The 18,652-nt window shown below is 64.0% G+C and carries 13 protein-coding genes; 3 read left to right on the top strand and 10 right to left on the bottom strand.

Translation table 11 applies throughout. The annotated features are described in order from the left end of the window. Positions 1 to 77 precede the first annotated feature (77 nt). From tssM (NL532_RS27295) to tagH, 3 genes are all read right to left on the bottom strand, one after another. Positions 78 to 3,599, bottom strand: coding sequence for a type VI secretion system membrane subunit TssM (gene tssM, locus NL532_RS27295; protein WP_023754017.1), 3,522 nt, complete (start codon positions 3,597 to 3,599; stop codon positions 78 to 80). Further along, positions 3,596 to 5,122, bottom strand: coding sequence for a type VI secretion system protein TssL, long form (gene tssL, locus NL532_RS27290; protein ID WP_023754018.1), 1,527 nt, complete (start codon positions 5,120 to 5,122; stop codon positions 3,596 to 3,598). Before tssL ends, tssM (NL532_RS27295) begins: the two co-directional genes overlap by 4 nt. 251 nt (positions 5,123 to 5,373) lie before the next feature. Beyond that, positions 5,374 to 6,396: a type VI secretion system-associated FHA domain protein TagH gene (tagH, locus tag NL532_RS27285; RefSeq protein ID WP_023827995.1), complete on the bottom strand. Its 1,023-nt coding sequence runs from the start codon at positions 6,394 to 6,396 to the stop codon at positions 5,374 to 5,376. A gap of 271 nt (positions 6,397 to 6,667) precedes the next feature. Between tagH and NL532_RS27280 the strand changes: the two genes are divergently transcribed. From NL532_RS27280 to NL532_RS27270, 3 genes are read left to right on the top strand one after another with little or no spacing between them, the layout of a single operon-like run. Beyond that, complete coding sequence (locus tag NL532_RS27280) at positions 6,668 to 9,001, top strand: type VI secretion system Vgr family protein (RefSeq protein ID WP_023827996.1); 2,334 nt, start codon at positions 6,668 to 6,670, stop codon at positions 8,999 to 9,001. A gap of 7 nt (positions 9,002 to 9,008) precedes the next feature. Continuing rightward, positions 9,009 to 9,434, top strand: a complete 426-nt coding sequence (locus NL532_RS27275; RefSeq protein WP_023682625.1) for a DUF6484 domain-containing protein — start codon at positions 9,009 to 9,011, stop codon at positions 9,432 to 9,434. A gap of 10 nt (positions 9,435 to 9,444) precedes the next feature. Then, positions 9,445 to 10,608, top strand: a complete 1,164-nt coding sequence (locus NL532_RS27270) for a hypothetical protein (protein ID WP_023827997.1) — start codon at positions 9,445 to 9,447, stop codon at positions 10,606 to 10,608. A gap of 33 nt (positions 10,609 to 10,641) precedes the next feature. On the opposite strand, the gene NL532_RS27265 is transcribed toward NL532_RS27270, so the two are convergent. Genes NL532_RS27265 through tssM (NL532_RS27235) form a run of 7 tightly spaced genes read right to left on the bottom strand, consistent with a single transcriptional unit; the run spans position 10,642 to position 18,651 of the window. Then, positions 10,642 to 11,688 (bottom strand): hypothetical protein, encoded by a 1,047-nt coding sequence (locus NL532_RS27265; protein WP_023682623.1) that lies wholly within the window; start codon positions 11,686 to 11,688, stop codon positions 10,642 to 10,644. Continuing rightward, the gene (locus NL532_RS27260) at positions 11,676 to 12,767 is read right to left on the bottom strand and encodes a DUF2169 family type VI secretion system accessory protein (protein ID WP_023682622.1); all 1,092 of its coding nucleotides are present in this window, start codon (positions 12,765 to 12,767) and stop codon (positions 11,676 to 11,678) included. The genes NL532_RS27265 and NL532_RS27260 overlap by 13 nt, the downstream gene beginning before the upstream one ends. A 3-nt stretch (positions 12,768 to 12,770) precedes the next feature. Further along, positions 12,771 to 13,250, bottom strand: a complete 480-nt coding sequence (locus NL532_RS27255) for a hypothetical protein (RefSeq protein WP_023682621.1) — start codon at positions 13,248 to 13,250, stop codon at positions 12,771 to 12,773. An 18-nt stretch (positions 13,251 to 13,268) separates the two neighbouring features. Further along, positions 13,269 to 13,718 carry a hypothetical protein gene (locus tag NL532_RS27250; protein WP_023827998.1) on the bottom strand — a complete coding sequence of 150 codons (450 nt, stop codon included), beginning with the start codon at positions 13,716 to 13,718 and terminating at the stop codon, positions 13,269 to 13,271. A gap of 3 nt (positions 13,719 to 13,721) precedes the next feature. Then, a complete protein-coding gene (locus NL532_RS27245; RefSeq protein WP_023682619.1) occupies positions 13,722 to 14,588 on the bottom strand; it encodes a DUF4150 domain-containing protein in 867 nt (288 codons plus the stop codon). A gap of 5 nt (positions 14,589 to 14,593) precedes the next feature. Next, positions 14,594 to 15,118, bottom strand: coding sequence for a type VI secretion system-associated protein TagF (tagF, locus tag NL532_RS27240; protein WP_050588081.1), 525 nt, complete (start codon positions 15,116 to 15,118; stop codon positions 14,594 to 14,596). Continuing rightward, positions 15,115 to 18,651, bottom strand: coding sequence for a type VI secretion system membrane subunit TssM (tssM, locus tag NL532_RS27235; protein WP_023827999.1), 3,537 nt, complete (start codon positions 18,649 to 18,651; stop codon positions 15,115 to 15,117). Before tssM (NL532_RS27235) ends, tagF begins: the two co-directional genes overlap by 4 nt. Position 18,652 lies beyond the last annotated feature (1 nt).

Raw genomic sequence — 18,652 nt, 5'->3', positions numbered from 1 at the left:
GCCGCTGATGACGGACCGTGTGGTGCCGCCGCTGTCTCTGCGTCCTGCAATCGCTGGTCCTGCCATGCAATTCCCCATCAGAAAGCCTTCGGACAGCTGAACGCGGAGAGCGCCGGCAGCGTGAACGGATTACCGTCCTCCCCGGTCTTGATCGTGTAGGCGACATCGCGCCCGCCGATGAGGAAATGCGCTTCGAGACTGTCGCCATTGGCGGTGACCTGCCCCTTGTCCAGCAATCGTTTCAACGCCCAGGGACCGTCGAACTTGATTGCGGACTCGCGGCCGGGCAGCTCCGGCGTCAGGCTGAGACTGGCCGAACCGGTCTTGCCCGGCCACGGAATCAGGCCCGGCGTGTTGCCGGCTTGGGTGGCCTGCAGCACCTGGCCGTCGATATTGAGCAGCGCCATGTCGGCATCGCCATGCAGCGACAGCGGCGTGAAGGTGATGTTGATCGACGGCACCGGCCCGCCGAGCGGAAAGAAAGCCGCGCGGATTTGTGCCGCGAGCTGAAAGTTCTTCAGCGTCGATTTCGCCAGATTGCGGCCGAACCTGGTGTCCTGTTTCCAGTCCCAGTCCTGGCCGCTCATGTCGACCAGCGACGCCAGGTTCTGCGCGAAAAACCGGTCGAGAACCCCGCCCGGAGAAAACAATCTGGCAAAATCCGCCATGGCGACATCGTCGGTGCCGGCGGGGGCGAATGGAAAGCGCCCGGCAATCACCTCTTCGCACGGACGGCCGACGGTCTCCTCCAGCATCTCGTTGAGACGTGTGGTCGATGTTTCGGCGACGGTGCCCTCGAAATCGTCCGCCGCCGCGCTCACCATCCTGGCCAGCGCCTTCGGCAGCCGCGAAGCATTGGCGCGCAACGTCGAGATCTGCAGCTGCAGATTGGCGTTGGCCTGGTCCGTCTGGGCGGGGACATCGGCGGCCAGCCGCACGCTCTGATAGATTTCGCGGAAATTCTGGGTGAGAGCGTCGAGCGGCCGCTGCCCCGGCGCCCCGGCCACCAAAGCCTGGAAAGACCGGAACTGGGCTTCGATGTTGGCGCCGGGATCCTGGTTCTGCGTACTGACAAAGGCGGCCCCGGCCCTGCTCTGCGATTTGCGCGCTGCAAGCTCGATGCCGATGCGGGCGAGGCCCTTGGCGCGTGCCGCGATTTCCTGGCCGCTGTCTTGAGACGGCGCAGCCGGATTGCGCTCTTGCGTCAAAGCTGTTTCGCGCGCGATCGCCTCGAACAGCTGCATCAGCGGCGAACTCGGTGATCCCGCTGCGGACAGCGCCAGATATTGCGGTTTGTCGGCGGCCATTGCCTTGAACTTCAACCTGTCGAGCACCTCGTTCCACGCCGCCGCAAAGCCCTTGCCATAGCGATCGAGCAGCTCCGGGCCGAGCTTGAGCAATTCCTGGTCGAAACCGCCTTGCTCGCCGCTCGAGCCGATCACCCATTGATCGTCGACCAGCGCCTGCGCGCTCCTGGCAAGTTGCGCCAGATAGAAGTCGAAGCCGGCATGGGTGTAGAGACCGGGGACGCGAAGGCCGGCGAGATCGTTTCCGTCATTGCGCTCGAACAGCATCGGCGCCTCCGCGCCGGCTTGCGATGACACCGAAAAATCGTCCAGCGCCGCCGCATAGGTGGCCGACTGGATGAGCGCGGTGGCGCGATCGGCAAGGCTCATGCGGCCGAGCGAGCGCTGGGCGGATTCGACCAGCGCGCGGTTGAGTTCGAACGAGGGATCCTGGTCATCGTCGAGCGCCAGCATGGCGCGCAAATGCTTCTCCAGTTGCGCCCGGCCGTCGCGATTGTGGGCGCCGGGATAGCGGTTCTGTTCCCAGTCCCGCTTCAGCCAGGTGACGACCAGCTCGTCATCCACTTTCGGCGCCTTGCCGCCCAGCATCAGGTAAATCTTCAACGGCTCGTACAGCGCCATCGGATCGGCCATCCTGGCCTCGATCGTGCGTTCGAGCTGGAACAGCAGGCGCGAGCGGAACATCCGCTCCAGCCCTTGCCGGTAGGCAGTCTCGGAAGCCGAAAGGATACGCTCACGCTGGCTGAGGCCGAACGTCGCCGTGGCCGGGGTGGGCTGGTCTCTCGTATCGTAGCCGGCCGGCAGGCCGCGCAGCGCATCGAGCGCGCCGATGACGGTTTCGAGGTCGGCATCCAACACCGTCGTGCTGGCCAGCAGCGGCGCGGCTGTCGCGCGGTATTGGCCTGCCGCCTGGCCGGTCGCGGCGACCAGCGATTTGTTGGTCGTAAAGCTCAGGCCGAGAACGCCAAGCGCGGCGATCGCTATGGCCGTGATCGCTGTCAGGCCGGCGTAGCGGGCGATCGCAACGCGCCTGTCGGCCGCCCTGTCATAGGACACCCAGCCGGACTCGGCGAAAATGACGCGGCTCAACAGATCGTGCAGGAAGAAGCTTTTGCCGGTGCCGGAAAGATGCGCCTGGGCATTCCTGCCGAAACTGCGGCCTATGCTGCCCAGCAACTGGTCGATCGGCGTGCCTTCCTGCGTGCCGGAAGAAAAATACAGGCCGCGCAGGGGGGCGTTCAGCTGCTTGCGCGTCGGCTCGAAAACGCCCTCGAGGAAATTCACGATCCGGCCTTTCAGCGCACCGAGCTGCGCGGCGAAGCCGAAAATGGCGATGCGCGCGACCGGATCGGTCTCCGCCTGCAGCCGCTCGCTCATCTCTTCGGTCAGGCGCTTCACCAGCGCGTCGAATTCGGCTGGCGCTTCTGCGACCATGTTCAGGCCGCGCTCGGCGGTCTGGAAGGTCGCGCCCCACACCTTGCGCCGGCGTGCTTCGTCGAAACCGCCGAAATATTCCATGAATCCGGAGACCAGGTCGGCCTTGGTGAACAGCACGTAGACGGGAAAGCGGACCTTCAGGACCTCGTGGATTTCCTGCAGGCGGCTGCGGATCTCGGCGACACGGGCCGCCTGCTCTCCGTCCGCCATCAGATCGGCAAGGCTGATCGCCAGGATGACGCCATTGATCGGCTGACGCCTCCGGTGCCGCTTGAGCAGCGACAGGAACGCCAGCCAGCTTTTGCTGTCGGTCCGTGCATGGGAATCCTGCGTCGTGTAGCGCCCGGCCGTGTCGATCAGCACCGCCTCGTCGGTGAACCACCAGTCGCAATTGCGCGTACCGCCGACACCCGCCACCGGCTGCGCCTGGCCCGACCCGGCAAGCGGAAAGTTCAGGCCGGAATTGACCAGCGCGGTTGTCTTGCCGGCGCCCGGCGGGCCGATGACGATGTACCAGGGCACGTCGTAGAGGAAGTTGCGCTTGCCGCTCGATTGCCTGAGCGTCGCGACCGCTTCGTTCATGCGAGCTTCCAGCACCTTTGCATCGCTGCCGTCATCCTCGGCGCTGGCCATGGCGGCCTCCAGCGCCTTCTGCGCCTTGCGCCTGCGCCAGAACCGGATTGCATAGATGATCGCCACCGTTCCGACGACGATGCCGATGATCGCTGCCCGCAGCCAGATGGGATCCAACGGCCGGGCGCCGGCAAAGCGGATTAACGGGCCGGCGTACCAGACCGCGGCTGCAAAGCCGGCGAGCGCGAGCGCGCTGAAGATGCGCAGCAGCCAGCCGGTCACAGCATCTCCTCCCGCGGGATCATTACATCGACACGGCGGTTTTTGGCGCGGCCCTCCGGCGTTGCATTGTCGGCGATGGGCTCGTCCTCGCCCTTGCCCTCGACCTTTGTCCGCGACGGATCGCTGAAATGCGCTGCGATCATCTTTTCCACCGACTGGGCACGTGCGACGGAGAGGTCGAAATTCGATTTGAAGGCGCTGGTCTTCTTCGGTTTGACGTTGTCGGTGTGGCCGACGATCCGGATCGGCCCGCGCTCCGCATCGAGAGCCGCCGCGATGCTGGCGGCCACCGGCTCGAACTCCGGTTTGACCTCGGCTCGTCCCGACTGGAACAGCAGGGCGTTGCTGATTTCCACGATGATGAAATCACCCTTGGTGCCGACGCTGACGCCGCCGGCTTCGATCTCCTTGGCCAAGGCAGTGCGGATGCGATCGACCTGCGCAATCGTCGTTGGCGCTGCGACGACCTTCACCTCCTCGGTCAGCGGGACGAAGCCGGTGCGCTCGATGGTGACCGGCGTCGCCGGATTGAGCGCCAGCAACTCGCCGGCAATAGCCTCGCCATCATTGGTGATGAGGACCCGCAGCGTGAAAAAGGCTGCGGTCAGGCCTGCTGCGGTTGCAGCGGCTATGGCCCAGAGCGGAACCCGCCTGGAGCCTTGCGCCGATGTGACCGACAAGCCTTGCCAGCGCGGCGAGATGTCGTCGTCACCGAGGACGCGGAAATAGGCTGATGTCTCGTAGACGTCGCGGCGGACCCGTTCGAGGCTCTCGCGCGGCTGGCCGCGATACTGGCCTTCGAAGCCAAGCGACAGGCAGACATGCATCAGCTCGATGAGATTGCGATGTGGTTCCGGCGTCGCCAGCACCGTGTTCAGCGCCTGGAAAAAACCGGCGCCGGTGGGTTTGACCTGGAAGAAGCGCTGCAGCATGGCCTGCTGCGCCCAAGCATCCCGGCTGGAACCGGGCAGATTGGCGACGATATCGTCGGCGGTTTCGCAAAGCACATAGCTGGCGATTCGCGCATCCTCTTCCGAGGTATCGGTCCTGGCGATCTTGCGGTCGAAATCCTCGATCAGGCCGGCGACATGCTGCGCCAGCTTCTCGGCCGGTCTTTCGACAGCCATCAGCCGCAGATGCCCAAGCAGCATCAGCAAGGGCGCCGCGGCAGCGACGATCGGGTTGGCCGCGCCATAATCGACGGCATCGCTGGCGCCGAGCAGCGCATCCCATGGCGTTTTCCCCGCCGTCCCGGCTGAGCCGTGAACGGGCGGATCGGCCGGCGCGTTGGCGAAGGGCGTTCCCTGATAGATCACCGTCCCCGTGACGTCGGACGGCGGCTGGCGGCCGGCGTTGGGATCGAAAACCGTGGGTTCGGGGACGCTGGCAGGGGCGATCACCGTACTGCCGGGGGCCGGCGCATCGCGGGCGAGAACCGTCTTTTGCTTGCGGCCGGGATTGGGGCGGCTGGGGCGGATGACGGTTTTGCCGGTCGGATCGAAAGGATCATCCTTCGAGCTCATCGCCGATCCCTGCCTCTACGCCCGCGCGCCGCGACGCACAGCGCCATGTCCGCGCAAACGCGGACCGCAGGACGCTATCTCGCCGTGACATGACATGTGCCGCAGACCCCCGAGGTCGACCAACCGTACCCGCGTGCTCAATCGTCGTATGTGATCGTAGTCTCAGAAGGTTGCGATGGAAACCCGGCGCAATTTTGGTCGCCGGCCGGTGCCCGGGTCGGCCTTCACGGTGTCTTCAGAAGTGCGCGGGCTTAGCCCTTGCCGGTCTTCTGCTTGGCGGCCTTGGCATAGGCTTCGCTGAAATAGGTGAGGAATATGTCCAGCATGCCGTTCTCGTGCGCTTCCTCCTTGGCCCGCCAGGTCGCGACCAGTGCGTCCCAGGCGCGCGTCTTCTTCGAGGCAAAGGAGGATGGCGGCAGTTTTTTCGCAATCGCCTCGGGCGACAGATCGTCAAGCAACCGCGACAGCGCCGCCTGCATGGCGGCGAAGGTTGCGAATTCATGCGTCTTGAGGTCGTGGAAAGCGTCTTCGATGCTGTGCCGGGCATCGAGATAGCCGGATCTACGCCGCGCGAACATGATGTCGAGGATTTCGTCGGTCCCGGGCACGAACTTCAGCGGATTGTTGTCGGCGGAATTGATCATGGTGCGGTCGCTGGTCTTGGCCAGGACTTTCGCGGCGGCGCGCGCCTTCAACAGCAACACCAGCTCGTCAACGACGATGCGCAGCACCGCGCCGATCTCGCCGGCTACCTCCTGCGGTTGGCGCAGCAAAAGCACCTCTGGCGGAATGCCGGCGCCGGCGGCAATCGCGCGCAGGATCTCGTCGGCTTGCTGCGGCCGGCTGGAGACCGAAGCGGGTGGCGCGGTCGGTGACCGTGGCGATGCGACATGGTCTGGAAAGGATCCGGCAACGGGCATCTGCCGTTGCGTCGAACCATGGCCGCCGAAGGCTGGGTTCCCGTCATCGATCGACACCGAGACGATATAGCGGCCGATCCGGAGCCGGTCCCCTTGCGCCAACCGATGCGGGCCGGTCAGGCGCTGGCTCGACCCGTTGACGAATGTGCCGTTGCGCGAGACGTCGTGGAGAAAAAAGGCGCCGCCTTCGTAGCGGATTTCGCAATGTCGGCCGGAGATGAACTTGTCCGGATCGGGCAAGGTCCAGGCGCAGTTCTCCCGCCCGATCTCGAAGCCGCGGTCGCGCGATGCGTAGCCGGGCGGCAGCCCGGCAGGCAGGACATCGACATTGCTGATCTGCAGACTGATGAACATGCGCTATGGACCGTCGACCGCTGCCGTTTCCATTGATCCGATGTGCCACAGTCTAGCAGCTTGCGGGCACAGCGGGAGAGCGGCGTTTCACACTGGCGAAAGCGGCGCAAACAGCAACGGCCTGCCGCTTGTCCTCTTTGGTCTGCCATAGAACATGTGGTAGGCTCAACATGGCTTGGGTGGCAAGTTGCGAAATATCCCTGAACGTGAGGTCGTTAACACAAGAAGGGCTTCGAACCTGCCACACTAGCGCTCAGGAGGGGCACGACCCATGCCGAGTGAACAACGCGCCGCGCTTGTGCAGACGCCGGTCGGCGCCGAGCTGTTGACCTTTACGCATCTCGTCGGCCGCGACGAGATCAGCCGCTGCCTTGCCTACACCGTTGGATTTGTTTCGACCAATGCCGATATCGACCCGCTGAAGATGCTGGGCGGCGCCGTTTCGATCGAAGGCGAGGCCGACCCCAAGCGCTGGTTCAGCGGCCTCATCGCCGAGTTTCGCCTTACCCGCATCGAAGATCGGCTGGCTCACTACGAGGCGGTCGTCAGGCCGTGGCTGTGGTTCCTCGGCAATACCACCGACTGCCGCATTTTCCAGGACAAGACTGCCGTCGAGATCGTGGAGGAGATCTTCTCCAAATATGGCGGCATCGCCAAGTTCGAGAAGCGCTTGCAAGGCTCCTATCCGCCGCGCGAATATTGCGTGCAGTACGACGAGAGCGACCTCGATTTCGTGCAGCGGCTGCTCGAGCATGAAGGCATAATGTACTTCTTCGAGCATGCCGAGGGTGAGCACACACTGATCCTGGCCGACGCCATGAGCAAGCTGAAGCCGGCGCCGGGCTATGAGACGGTGCTATATCAGTTCGAAGGGCAGGGCTCGCGCCGCGACGTCGAATACATCACCGACTGGATTCCAGGCAGCGCGGTGCGCCCCGGCGCCTATGCCCACACCGATTATGACTTCGAAAAACCCGCCGCCGATTTGATGGCGAAGTCGGCGCAGCCCTTCGGCCACAAGCAGGCCGCGGGCGAGAACTATCGCCACCCCGGCGCGCATCTGGAAGTCGGGCGCGGCGACAGCCTGGCGGCGATCAGGCGCGAAGAAATCCAGGCGCCACACCTGCGCATTGCCGCCGTCGGCACGGTGCGCGGCCTGTTTTCCGGCTGCACCTTCAAGCTCGACGGCTTTCCGCGCGACGACCAGAACAAGGACTATCTGGTGCTCAGCGCCGAGTACCGGCTGTTCGATCCGGGCTATCGCGCCGGCGTCGACACCGATGGCGAGAATTTCAAGGTGGTGCTCGGTGTGGCGCCGACCTCAGTTGCTTATCGGCCGCCGCGCATCACACCAAGGCCGATCATGCGCGGCCCGCAGACGGCGACCGTGGTCGGTCCGTCCGGCGAGGAGATCTTCACCGACAAATATGCCAGGGTGAAGGTGCAGTTCCACTGGGACCGCCTCGGCAAGAAGGACCAGAAGAGCTCCTGCTTCGTGCGGGTGTCGCAGACCTGGGCCGGCAGCGGCTGGGGCTTCATCCAGATCCCGCGCATCGGGCAGGAAGTCATCGTCGATTTCATCGAAGGCAATCCCGACCTGCCGATCATCACCGGCAGGGTCTACAACGCCTCGCAGATGCCGCCCTACGGACTGCCCGGCAACGCCACGCAGTCGGGCTGGAAGTCCAACTCGTCGAAGGGCGGTGGCGGCTACAACGAGCTGATGTTCGAGGACAAGGCCGGCTCGGAGCTGGTCAACTTCCAGGCGCAGAAGGACCACCACCTTCTGATCAAGAATGATCGCCAGAAGCTGGTCCAGCACGACCAGTCCGACCGCATCGACCACGACGCCAAGCACTCCGTCGGCCACAACCTCGACGAGGACGTCGGCAACAACAAGACGGTCAAGGTCGGCGTCGACCAGACGACCAATATCGGGTCGAACGACACCGAGACGGTGGGCAAGAACCGCTCACTGACGGTGGGGGTCGATGAGACGATCAACATCGGCTCGAACTCCACGGAGACCATAGGTGCCAACCACACCCAGACGGTTGCAATCGTCCAGACAGTGACCGTTGGCGCGGCCCGGGTCGATTCGGTCGGAGCATCCGAGACCCGAACTGTGGGCGGTCCGCAGACGAACACGATCGGTGCGACGCGGTCGGTCACCGTAGGTGCTGCGCAGAGCCACGATATCGGCGCGGCTGATAGCTGGAACATCGCGGCGGCGCAAAGCGTCAATGTTGGCGCCGATCAGAGTTTCACCATCGGCGGGGCACAGTCGTCGCAGATCGGCAAGGGCAGGTCGGCAAAAATCGCTGCGGACGACGCAACCGATGTCGGCGGCGGGCACGCGCTCAAGGTCGGCAAAGGCAGCGGAATCCAGATAGCCGAAGACAGTGTGATCAAGGTCGGCAAGAATCTGATGATCGAGGCGGCCGACTCGATCACGCTCAAATGCGGTTCGGCCTCGATCACGATGAAAAAGGATGGCACCATTGTCGCTGATGGGAAGGATATTACCCTCAAGGGCAGCGGCAAGATCACCGTCAAGGCCGACGGCGAGGTGATCGTCAAGGGCAGCACGATCAACAACAATTGAGGGCATCATCATGGAAGTGCTGGAGCGTATCGACGGCGTCGTGATCGGCCTGCTGATCGGCTTCCAAGGCGGGGCGCCGCTGGTTGTCTTCGTCGGCAATCCGCGCGAGACCGCGATAGCGGCGCGCAGCCTGACGGAGCTGGACGTTTCGGCCGTCGGATCCGAACTGGCTTTGCTCTTCGAGGGCGGCGACCCGGCGCGGCCGCTGGTGGTCGGGCGCATCGTCGATCCTGCGCCCCGCGGCAGGAGCCTCGAAGTCGTCCGCGACGGCGAACGTGTCGTCATCAACGGCGATGAGCGCATTGAACTGCGCTGCGGCCTGGCATCGATCATTCTGGAGAAGAATGGACGCGTGACCATTCGTGGCACCCAGTTGACCAGCCAGGCCAGTGGCACCAACCGCATCCGCGGCGGGGCCGTGCATCTTAACTGAGGCATTGCCGATGCACAGCATCGCGACCATTGCGGCGATCGTGGACCAACACGCCGAGGACGCGGCGTTCCTGTGGCTTCGACGTCGTCTGGAGATCGACGGTCCAATCCTCGACGAGACCGATATCGGCCGCATCGACCAGCGTCTCGAAGCCAATCTCGAAGGGCTCATGGCAGCCGGCAACGCCGGTTGGGAAGCTGCTCAAGCGCGCTTCGCCGACTACGCCGAACCGGGCGAGATTTTCGTGCTTGGCACTCTGGCAATGCGTTGGAGCGATGCCAAATTGGTGACCTCTGCAATCGACGCGGGCGCAAGCCTAGGTGACGCCGGCATATCGAGCCTGTCTGCCGCGATCGCGCGCACGCCGGGCGAAAACCTGCGCCCGTTCGTGGCGCAGTGGCTGGACACGCGCGACGCGCGGCTGCGCTGTCTTGGGCTATCTGCGCTCTGGCATCATCGCGTCGATCCGGGACAGCGCCTGCGTGATCTGGCCAGCCATTCCAATGCGAACGTGCGTTGGCGCGCCGTCCGGCTCGCCGGCGTGCTCAGGCGGCGCGACCTGCTTCCGGAAGTCCTGGCTGGGCTTGACGGCGAGACAACGAAAGAACGTCTTGCGGCCGCCTTCGCTGCTTGCCTGCTTGGCGAGGCTCGGTCCGCGCACTCGGTGATCGACAAGATCGTGCTGACGGAGACGGACCATGCGCAGGCGGCGATCGAGTTGCGCCTGCTGACGACGCCGCCGAAGGCCGGCAAGGCCTGGCTGCAATCACGTCTCGGACAGCCTGTCTTGCGCATCGCGGCCACGGCATCGATCGGGCTGCTCGGCGACCAAGCGGTGGTGCCGTGGCTGATCGAGAAGATGCGCGAGCCGGAACTGGCATCCGCAGCGGGTGCAGCACTTCGCGATCTGTTCGAGGTGGACTTCGGCGACACCGACCTTTTCGTTGCCGATCCAGCTGTTCTTGGCGAGGGCTTTGCCCAACTCGACGACAGCTCGCTGCCGGCCGCCGATCGCGTCGAAGCATGGTGGGACGAAGGGCGCGGCGGGCGCAACCATCGTCTGTTCCGTTCGATGCGCAGGCTCAGGGTGGATGCGTTGCGCGCGGCAATCGCCACGCCCGAGGCGCCGCTGGCAGACTGGCGCAGGACACGCAAGTTCCCGGCGTGGATGTGATCGCTTTCGCCGAGGGAAGGCTTGTCCCTCCGTTCAGCGTTGGCGGAGGTCGGTAAGCGCGATCGCCGACCGGTTGCCACCCTCGGATGCAAGCTCGCAGGCTGCGACGCGGCCCGGCGCGTAACCGCTTATAAAACTGTCGGCCGCCAGCATCAGAACAAGTGCCGCACTAGCGGCTCCAATGTCGCCGACCGTCATCGCAGGGTAGGCTGTCGGGAATATCTCGCGGTGCGTGCGGTAGAAGCGCGAGCGACCGACCAGTTGTTCGAGTCCGCTGTACCGTTCCCCGTTTCCATTGCTGACAAGGAACTCGATATCGGGTTCCTTGGGTCCGGACCCGCTGAAGGCAGCAAGCAGCGAAGCCACCATCGCACGGCCTTGACTCTGGCGTTCGGAAAGAACGCTGTCGATCTCTTGAGCCAGGCCCGCCCCGCAAATCATTGCGGCCGGCCCGCTCCCCGGCGCTCGCGTCAGGCGCACGAAGACAGCGCCCTCGCCAGGGACTGCCCCTTGAGCATTGTTTTCGGATTTCAGACGATTGGCTCGCATCAAGCGCGCAATGTCGGTCCCGTTGACGAGGCTGTCCACACCACCCAGCAGCACCTGCGCGACGGTCCCGGATTCTAGCATGTCGCCGGCATAGTCGAGCAGTCCGGCGCTGGCTGCGGCACCGCCGTCAAATACGCGCGAGCCGGCATTGAAGCGCAGGCCGCATCGCTCGAAAATGGCATTCAAAAGGCGCCCCCGCTCGACCTCTTCATACGCCGGATGGTCGCGGAAACTCTCCGGCAGCGCGAGCAGAACAGCGGTCTGGTCCGGCGTTGCCTTGTTGTCGAGCATCGCCTCCTTGAGAGCGCGGGCGCCCATGCTGGCGAGCCATACCCCGTCATTGCGTCGCAGGCCCGCCTTGGCTGGAATGCGTGCCACGATCTGTGTGGTGGGAAACGGCTCTGAAAGAGGCACCTCCTGAAATGCTGACAGGTTGGCGCGAATGGCTGAGATGGTCTGGCGCGCGTTCAATCCAGCAGGCGTGACGGCGCCACCAACCGAGATGTAGAGCGGCCGCTTCACGGCTGCCACGCCGAGCGATCGCGCAGGGCCCCGTCGCCGCCGAGAAGATTGAGATAGAGTTTTCGCTTGCGGCGCGCATTGATCCAAACAGGAGAAATGTGGCCGAAGGCGATTTCCCGCAGCGCCGGCACGTTGCGCCGGATTACCACTGCCAAACGAGCCTTAAGGGTCACGCGCTTCAAGTCAGGCTCGATGAGCACGGTGTCAGGCTTGAACGCGTTTTCTTCTACACGATCGTCATAAATGAGCCGAAGCGGGGCCGTGATGCGCGGCAGGCGGAAATCCCATCTGCCCGAAGCCGTCATGCCGATCACCGTGATATCCTCGCCGTTGCCGATGCCGGCCATCTGCTGATCGGCTGGGGCGCACATATAATGCCGCGTGTCGAAGTCTTTGGGAGCGAGCGGCCATTGGGATTCGAGCCAAGCCTTGTCATAGGTTCCGGCGAAAGCCAGGCGCGGTTGCCAGCCCCGGCCAATCGTCCCGAATCCCGCCGGCCTCAGGGATTCCCCAGGTCGGGCTTGCGCTTCGCCCGGATACATGACGTTGGGCGCCTCGGTTCTGACCGCAGGATCTGCAGACCGGGCGTTATGGTACCCCACGCCGACTGGGTTGCGCTGGTCCGTGCGCAAGTCTTCCAAAGTGCCGCCATAGGTGCGTTCATAGACGATCGGCATGGTCCGGAAAGGCGCCGGTGCGCTGTAGCCGCCGGAGTCGTAGATCCGGTCCCCGACGACCTGCAATACCTTGCGGATCGAGTTACCAACACGCAGGCCAACCTGCATCTCGCGTACCGGCCTTCCATCCGGCGCGTGCGCGACGCCATTCACGATCACCTCGGCGCCAGGCTTGACGGGCGCGATGTCCGCTTCGTAGCGGGTCGATGAAAGGGCCGGATCGCCAAAAGGCTCATCGCCAAAGATCACCGGCACCTGTTCGGCCGCTGGCTGGAATTCCTTTCCTTCATCCGTCGCCGTGAAACTTGCCGATAGCATGACAATCAGAGTTTCTTGGCCGTCAGCATTCAATTGGACGTGCGTCGCGGCGGCGAAGGGTGTCCTGTTTTCCAGCCAGACATCGAAGGCCATCGTTCAGCACCACCGGCCGTTTTCATCAAGCCCGATCGGCCAATAGGGCATGGCCGTCAGCAGTTCTACATATTCCTTGTTGCCTTCATCGACGACCCATTGCAGCAGGAACACCTCAGGCGCGAGGCGGTCGGCCGCGGGCAGCGTTTCCCCCACCGCAACGCATCGCAGCCAGTATTCCCGCACGAGCCACACCACCGCCGGATGATTCGCCGGGCCGGCCGCTGCATCATCCAGCTGGGCCGTGATCGCTTGATTGACGGTCAGGCCGCCATCGACCAGTTCGTCGAGGCCAGCTTCCCAGATCTCGGAAGCCACCTCGAACGTCTCCTGCAAGTCAGCGAGGTAGGCCTTGAACAGGGACCTATAGGCAGCAGAGGCCTCGCGGCGCGAAAGGCGAATTCCATGATCGGGACCGACAACGTCCTGGGGTGCGTTGAGAAGCCGGTTCAGGCCGAGTTCGACACTATGATCAATCCGCATTGCCATCTTCTTCTAGCCTCAGCACATTTCGAGAGATGGATCCTCGCCGATCGGGACATAGACGAAGTACTTGAAGTACTTGAATAGTTCCGTGTCGTATTCGGACATCATTTCGACCAGCAGCAGATTGGGCGGCACGGGACCGCTGGCGTCCGCTTCGTCGCCATCCTCACCCCAGTTCGATTCATCGTCCTCGTCGTCATCATCGGTCTGTCGGGCGTACCGTTCAAGGTTCAGGCCATGAACCTTGAAGTAGTGCTTGCGGTAGATCGCCAGAATCCGTGGATGGGCCACCAGCCCGGCGGGCCAATGCAGATTGGCTATGTTCTCACCGGAGGCGTTCAGGCGCTGCTGCAGTGCGCCCCACCATTCCTCGATCGCCGGCATGACGGCCTGGAGCTCTGCGGTCCACGCATCGATTATCGCCGTATAGTCAGCGTCGAGATCGGCAAAACCCGTTGCACTCATAGCCTAGATCCCCCGAGCGTTCATGAACTTCCTAATCGCCTTGTTGTCCACCTTCGACTGCCGGCCCGGCTGGCTGTTGCTGTGGCTGGAGCAATGCGGCCTGACGTAAAGCGCTTTCATCGCATCCTTGAAGCCTTGTGGGACGATCTCTATATTGCATCCACCCGCGTACCACGCTGCCTTCTGCGTCGGCTGGTGATCGGCGATCAGCGGGGCTTCCTTCCCCGAAATTTGCCGGTTGACCTTGGCCTCCAGTCGCTTGATCGCGGTCTTGTTCTTGCCGGTCGTGCGTTTCTTCAACCTGTCAAGGTTACGTTTGCATTCCCAGCATGGCCGGTTCTGAACCTTGGCTTTCTGCGGGCCTGTTGGCTGGGTGTAATGATCGTCGTAGCAATAATCGGTCGTGCATTTCTTCTTCTCTTTCACCAGAAGAGCATTGCGGAAGTTGACCAAGGCGGCGGTATCGATGGTGTTCGGGAGTGGACTTGCCGTGTTCTGCTCCATGGTGTCGCCATGGCGGCAGACACCCTTACCCTCCACCTTGACGACGAACGACCAGAGCTTGAACACTCCCTTGCCCTTGATCTTGTGCGTTATGACCCCCGCGCCGAGGCCTTGGGTGGCCGGCTCGTTGCCGGTGCTGGTCGCAACCTCCGACGAGCTTTCGAGCGCGGTCGGATTGCCTTCGATCTTGACGCTCTTACTGCCTTTGGTGAGATCGCTGGAAGACAGCATGTTGACGTATGGAACCGGAACCGGGCCTGCCGGCGGGGAAGGCGGGCTCAAGCACACATCTCCCGGCGCCACGCCCTTGCCGCCGCTTCCTTTGTGGAAGAAGCCCATGCCTTCAGCAAAGACTGTGCTGCCCATCAGAGCTATTCCGTCTCAGGGCGCGGGGCGCGCATTTTCGGCAGGGCGTTGGCCGCCAGGTCGTGAATATCCGAGAACGCGAACTCATGCACCGACCAGTCGTCGAGCCAGAAGCCAATCCGGTTCGGATCGCCATGGCTGTTGCTGGGCGCGGCAAGGTTGGCCAAGCCTTCGGCTATCCAGGACTGCGTCCTCTGCAATTCGACCGCTTCATCAACGATTGACGCAACGCCGTCGAACCATGCATCGTCAGGTGCCGGTGTAGCCCCAATCCCGATGATCGCGAACGGATAGCGGCGTCCCACGCGGTCCTCGCTCATGCGCCATGCGCCGGCACAGGGCCGGTCGCCGAAAATGCCGCTCTTGACGATGAAGCGCCAAACACGCGAATCCAATTCCCCCTCGTCTGGCCTCTCGCGCAACTCCATCGACATCCAGCGGTCCCAGCGGTCGATGAAGGTCCGCGGCAGGTTTACGGCAACGAAATCTCCGGTCGCCGGAATCTTGCCGTAGAAGCCGGGCAGGATCATATCTGCGGAGGACATGAGAATTTCTTGAACATCTGGAGGTTGTAGGGGTTCTCGACACTTGCCGCCTTGAGCTTGAAATCGGCGTACATGCCTTTCGTCCCCAGCCGCAGGCTGTAGACATCGGACAGCGACGTCCCGGTGAAGCGGCCGCCGCGCAGCATCCTCAGCCACGCCCAGCTTCCCGTCTCGTTGAGCATGATTTCGGGCGAGCCGTCGATCGGCTGGAAGGCGAGCGAGATGACGCCGGTGCCGTCCTTGCCGGGCCAGGTCATCGGTTGCGGTCGCGTCGCATTGTTGAAATAGACCAGGTTCTGGCCATCGAGGTTGAGCGTGACGCGGGTCACGTTGGGCGACAGGTCGGTCGGCTCGAGCGTGAAGGCCATCACCGGGCCCTGACCGCCGGGAAAGAGATCGTCGCGGATGCGCCGCGCCTGCTCGAAGGCGGCGAGCGCCGATGGGTCGAGGCCGAAATCGGCACGCCATTTCCAAGGCTGCGCCGAGGTGTCGACATAGCCGATCAGATGGTCGTTGATGAAGCCGTCGATCATCCCTGCCGGTCCGAACAGGCGGGCGAAGTCGCGCACGTTGACGTCGACGGCACTGTCCGGGCTGAACGGATAGCGGTCGTTGAGCGCGGCCTGGCAGAAGGGCAGGATGTCGGCGCGCCAGATGGCGTTGAGCTCGGAGGCCACGGCCTTCTGCGTCAACCCGCTGGTGTCGCCGGCAATGCCGCTCAGCCAGGTGTTGACCGGGTCGGGCAGGATCTGTGCCTGGCGGGCGACGGCGCCGGTCAGTTCGGCCAGCCCGCCCTGTTTCTTGATCGCGTCCTGCGGGTCGGGATTGGCGGTCACCGTTTGCAGCACATTGGACAGCGCCGTCAGCGCAACGACCGCGGCATCGAGCGCCGGCGGCTGGCCGTCGACCTCGGCAATCGTGCTCTTGAGCGGCTTGAAGTGTTCGGCCACCAGCGTGCCGGTCAGGTCGACTTCGCTGGCCGATCCTGCGCGCGGCAGCAGCTTGGCGCCAGTCTTGACGATCTTGCCCAGTTTGCCGAGTTTGCCCAGCAGTTTCGAGCCGCCCTTCGCCGCCGCCTTGTCGTCGGTCGGCGCCTCGTCCGAGCGGGTGAGGTCGACCTCCTGGACCACCGCCGTCAGCAGCCGCTTCAGCGCGGAATCGGCGCTGGAAAGGTCTTTCAGATTCTCGCTGGCAATGTTGAGGTCGCTGAGCGGCGCCAGCCGCATGTCGCGCAAAAAACTGTCCCACTGCGCGATGTAATCGTCATAGTAGAGCTTCAGGATATCTTCCGACAGCGCCGACACCGAGGTCTCGGAATTTTCCGAGCAACCGCCGGCAAACACGGCGCGGTCGAGTGCCGCCTGGGCGGCGACATCCTCGACCCGGTCGAGGATCGCATCGTGGAAGCCGTCATAGGTGAAGGCGCCTGATATGCCGACGCGCAGCGTCTTGTCGGAGCGTCGCGAAAACACCTTGGCGCCGTTCGGCCCGGCGAAATTGGCGGGGATCCATTCCTTCAATCCGGCCACCGCCGGATCGGCCAGCAATTGCTTGTAGGCGCGCGCCGGCAGCGAGATCGTGCAGACCGTTTTCAGCGCTTCGGCGACCAGCGCCTGGTCGGGCGCGATGTAGCTGTCGTCGACCGCCATGCGGCGGATCGCGGCCAACTGGTGTTCTTCCGCATCGGCGGTCGGGAAGGGCGCGGCCGGCGCGAATTCGGGCAGGTCGTTCACCCACCAATTCTCGACGAAGTCGGAGTCCATCTGAGACAGGCCGGTCATCATGCGGTAGGTCTTGAGTGCGCCCAGCATGAAGTCCGGATCGCGGATCTGCCGCCACATGGTCGCTTCGAGCAGCGCCACCATCCGCGGCTCCAGCACGTTGCGCAGAGCGTGGTCATAGGTGTCGGTCTGCGCCCGCATCATCTCGGCCGAAGCCGATGGTCCGAGCAGGTCCTGTGTCTTGGCGGGCGGCGCCGTCCTGGCATTGACGACTTCGTCCATGGCGGTCAGGGCAACGTCCATAGCCGGCTGCAGCACCGAGGCGGGCGTCGCGGCGGTCGACGTCAGCGGCGCCTGCAGCGCTTCGAACTGACCGGCTTGCGCGGCGATGGCGTTGCGATTGTCGTAGTAGGACCAGGTGAACAGGCCACCGGCGAGTATGGCCGCAGCCGCGCTGGCAGCGGCGGCACCGCGCCAGATCCAGCTGCGGCGGCGCTGCGCCAGCGGGTCGAAGGTGCCGAGCCCGGCCTCCTTGAAGATCACCTCGGTCAAAAGGTTCTTGAGGAAGAAGCTGCGCTTCTCGAAGCGCTGCGCCGGCATCGTGCGTCGTGCCGGCAGGCCGAAGGAGGAGGCGAGCGCCGCGGTCAGCCGGTCGATCGGCGCGCCTTCCTGGGTGGCCGAGGTCAGATAGAGGCCGCGCAGCCAGGCCGCCTCCTCGTAGCGGCTCTCGCCGAACATCGCCTCGACCAGCACCTGGATCGGCTCGGACAGGCTTTGCAGCTGTGCGGGAAAGCGGAAGATCTCGGCCCGTTCGGCCAGCTTGTCCTCGTCTTCCAGCCGCGGCACCAACCGCTTTTCCAGCTCCCTCGACAGCGTCGTGATTTCGCCCGCGATCGTCTTGGCGTCGACGCGTGCATCGAGCGGGAAGGTCGTCCCCCATACCTGTTCGCGCGCCGCCGTCGACAGGCCGCTGAAGAAGGCCTCGAAGCCTCTGATCAGATCGGCCTTGGTCAGCATGAGATAGACCGGCAGGCGGATTTCCAGCCGCTCTTCGAGCTCGGCCAGGCGCCTGCGGATCTTGCGGCCATGCGCCTTGACGGCTTCGTCGCCCTCGGACAGCGCGTCGATCCCAAGCGCAACGATGACGCCGTTGAGCGCACGACGGCCACGATGCTTCTTCAACAGATCGAGGAAGCCCAGCCATTCCACGGCGTCGACATCGGGCTGGCTTTCCTGCTGGACATAGCGGCCAGCGGTGTCGATCATCACTGCGTTTTCGGAGAAGAACCAGTCGCAGTTACGGGTACCGCCGATGCCCTGCAGATCGTCGGTCAGGTCGATCGGAAGGTTGAGGCCGGACTGGCGCAAGGCCGTCGTCTTGCCGGTCGCCGGCGGGCCGACGATCACATACCACGGCATCTCGCGCAGGAACTTGCGGCCGCCGAGCTTGCGGCGCTTCAACTCGACCATGACGTCCTGGAACTTGGAGCCGACCGCGGCGACGTTTTCCTCGCCCGGACTGAGCCGCTTTTCCTCGACCGGGGCGGAAATCTCGGCGACGAACATGCGGTTGGCGCGGATTGCCCGGCGCTGCGCGACGATCAGCCAGATCAGCCAGAAGATCACCAAAAGAGCGATGATGACGATGCGCACCGTCTCCGACGCCATCGGCACATAGTCGCCGACCCGTACGATCGGGCCGAACACCCAGATGATCAGCGACAGCAGCGCCAGGCCGATCAGCGTCCACAGGAAACGCGAAGTCAGGACCGCCCAGAGGAAGCGCAGGATGAACATG

The sequence above is a fragment of the Mesorhizobium sp. C120A genome (assembly GCF_030323105.1).
In the GTDB taxonomy this organism is placed as follows: Bacteria; Pseudomonadota; Alphaproteobacteria; order Rhizobiales; family Rhizobiaceae; genus Mesorhizobium.
This window is presented reverse-complemented; position numbering and strand designations above follow the sequence as displayed.

Bases quoted from the DNA above. Each gene is read 5' to 3' on its own strand.
- NL532_RS27245 (WP_023682619.1), bottom strand. From the start codon at position 14,588: ATGGGCAGCACAGTCTTTGCTGAAGGCATGGGCTTCTTCCACAAAGGA.
- NL532_RS27270 (WP_023827997.1), top strand. From the start codon at position 9,445: ATGCACAGCATCGCGACCATTGCGGCGATCGTGGACCAACACGCCGAG.
- tagH (WP_023827995.1), bottom strand. From the start codon at position 6,396: ATGTTCATCAGTCTGCAGATCAGCAATGTCGATGTCCTGCCTGCCGGG.
- NL532_RS27280 (WP_023827996.1), top strand. From the start codon at position 6,668: ATGCCGAGTGAACAACGCGCCGCGCTTGTGCAGACGCCGGTCGGCGCC.
- tssL (WP_023754018.1), bottom strand. From the start codon at position 5,122: ATGAGCTCGAAGGATGATCCTTTCGATCCGACCGGCAAAACCGTCATC.
- NL532_RS27255 (WP_023682621.1), bottom strand. From the start codon at position 13,250: ATGCGGATTGATCATAGTGTCGAACTCGGCCTGAACCGGCTTCTCAAC.
- NL532_RS27260 (WP_023682622.1), bottom strand. From the start codon at position 12,767: ATGGCCTTCGATGTCTGGCTGGAAAACAGGACACCCTTCGCCGCCGCG.
- NL532_RS27250 (WP_023827998.1), bottom strand. From the start codon at position 13,718: ATGAGTGCAACGGGTTTTGCCGATCTCGACGCTGACTATACGGCGATA.
- tagF (WP_050588081.1), bottom strand. From the start codon at position 15,118: ATGATCCTGCCCGGCTTCTACGGCAAGATTCCGGCGACCGGAGATTTC.
- tssM (WP_023827999.1), bottom strand. From the start codon at position 18,651: ATGTTCATCCTGCGCTTCCTCTGGGCGGTCCTGACTTCGCGTTTCCTG.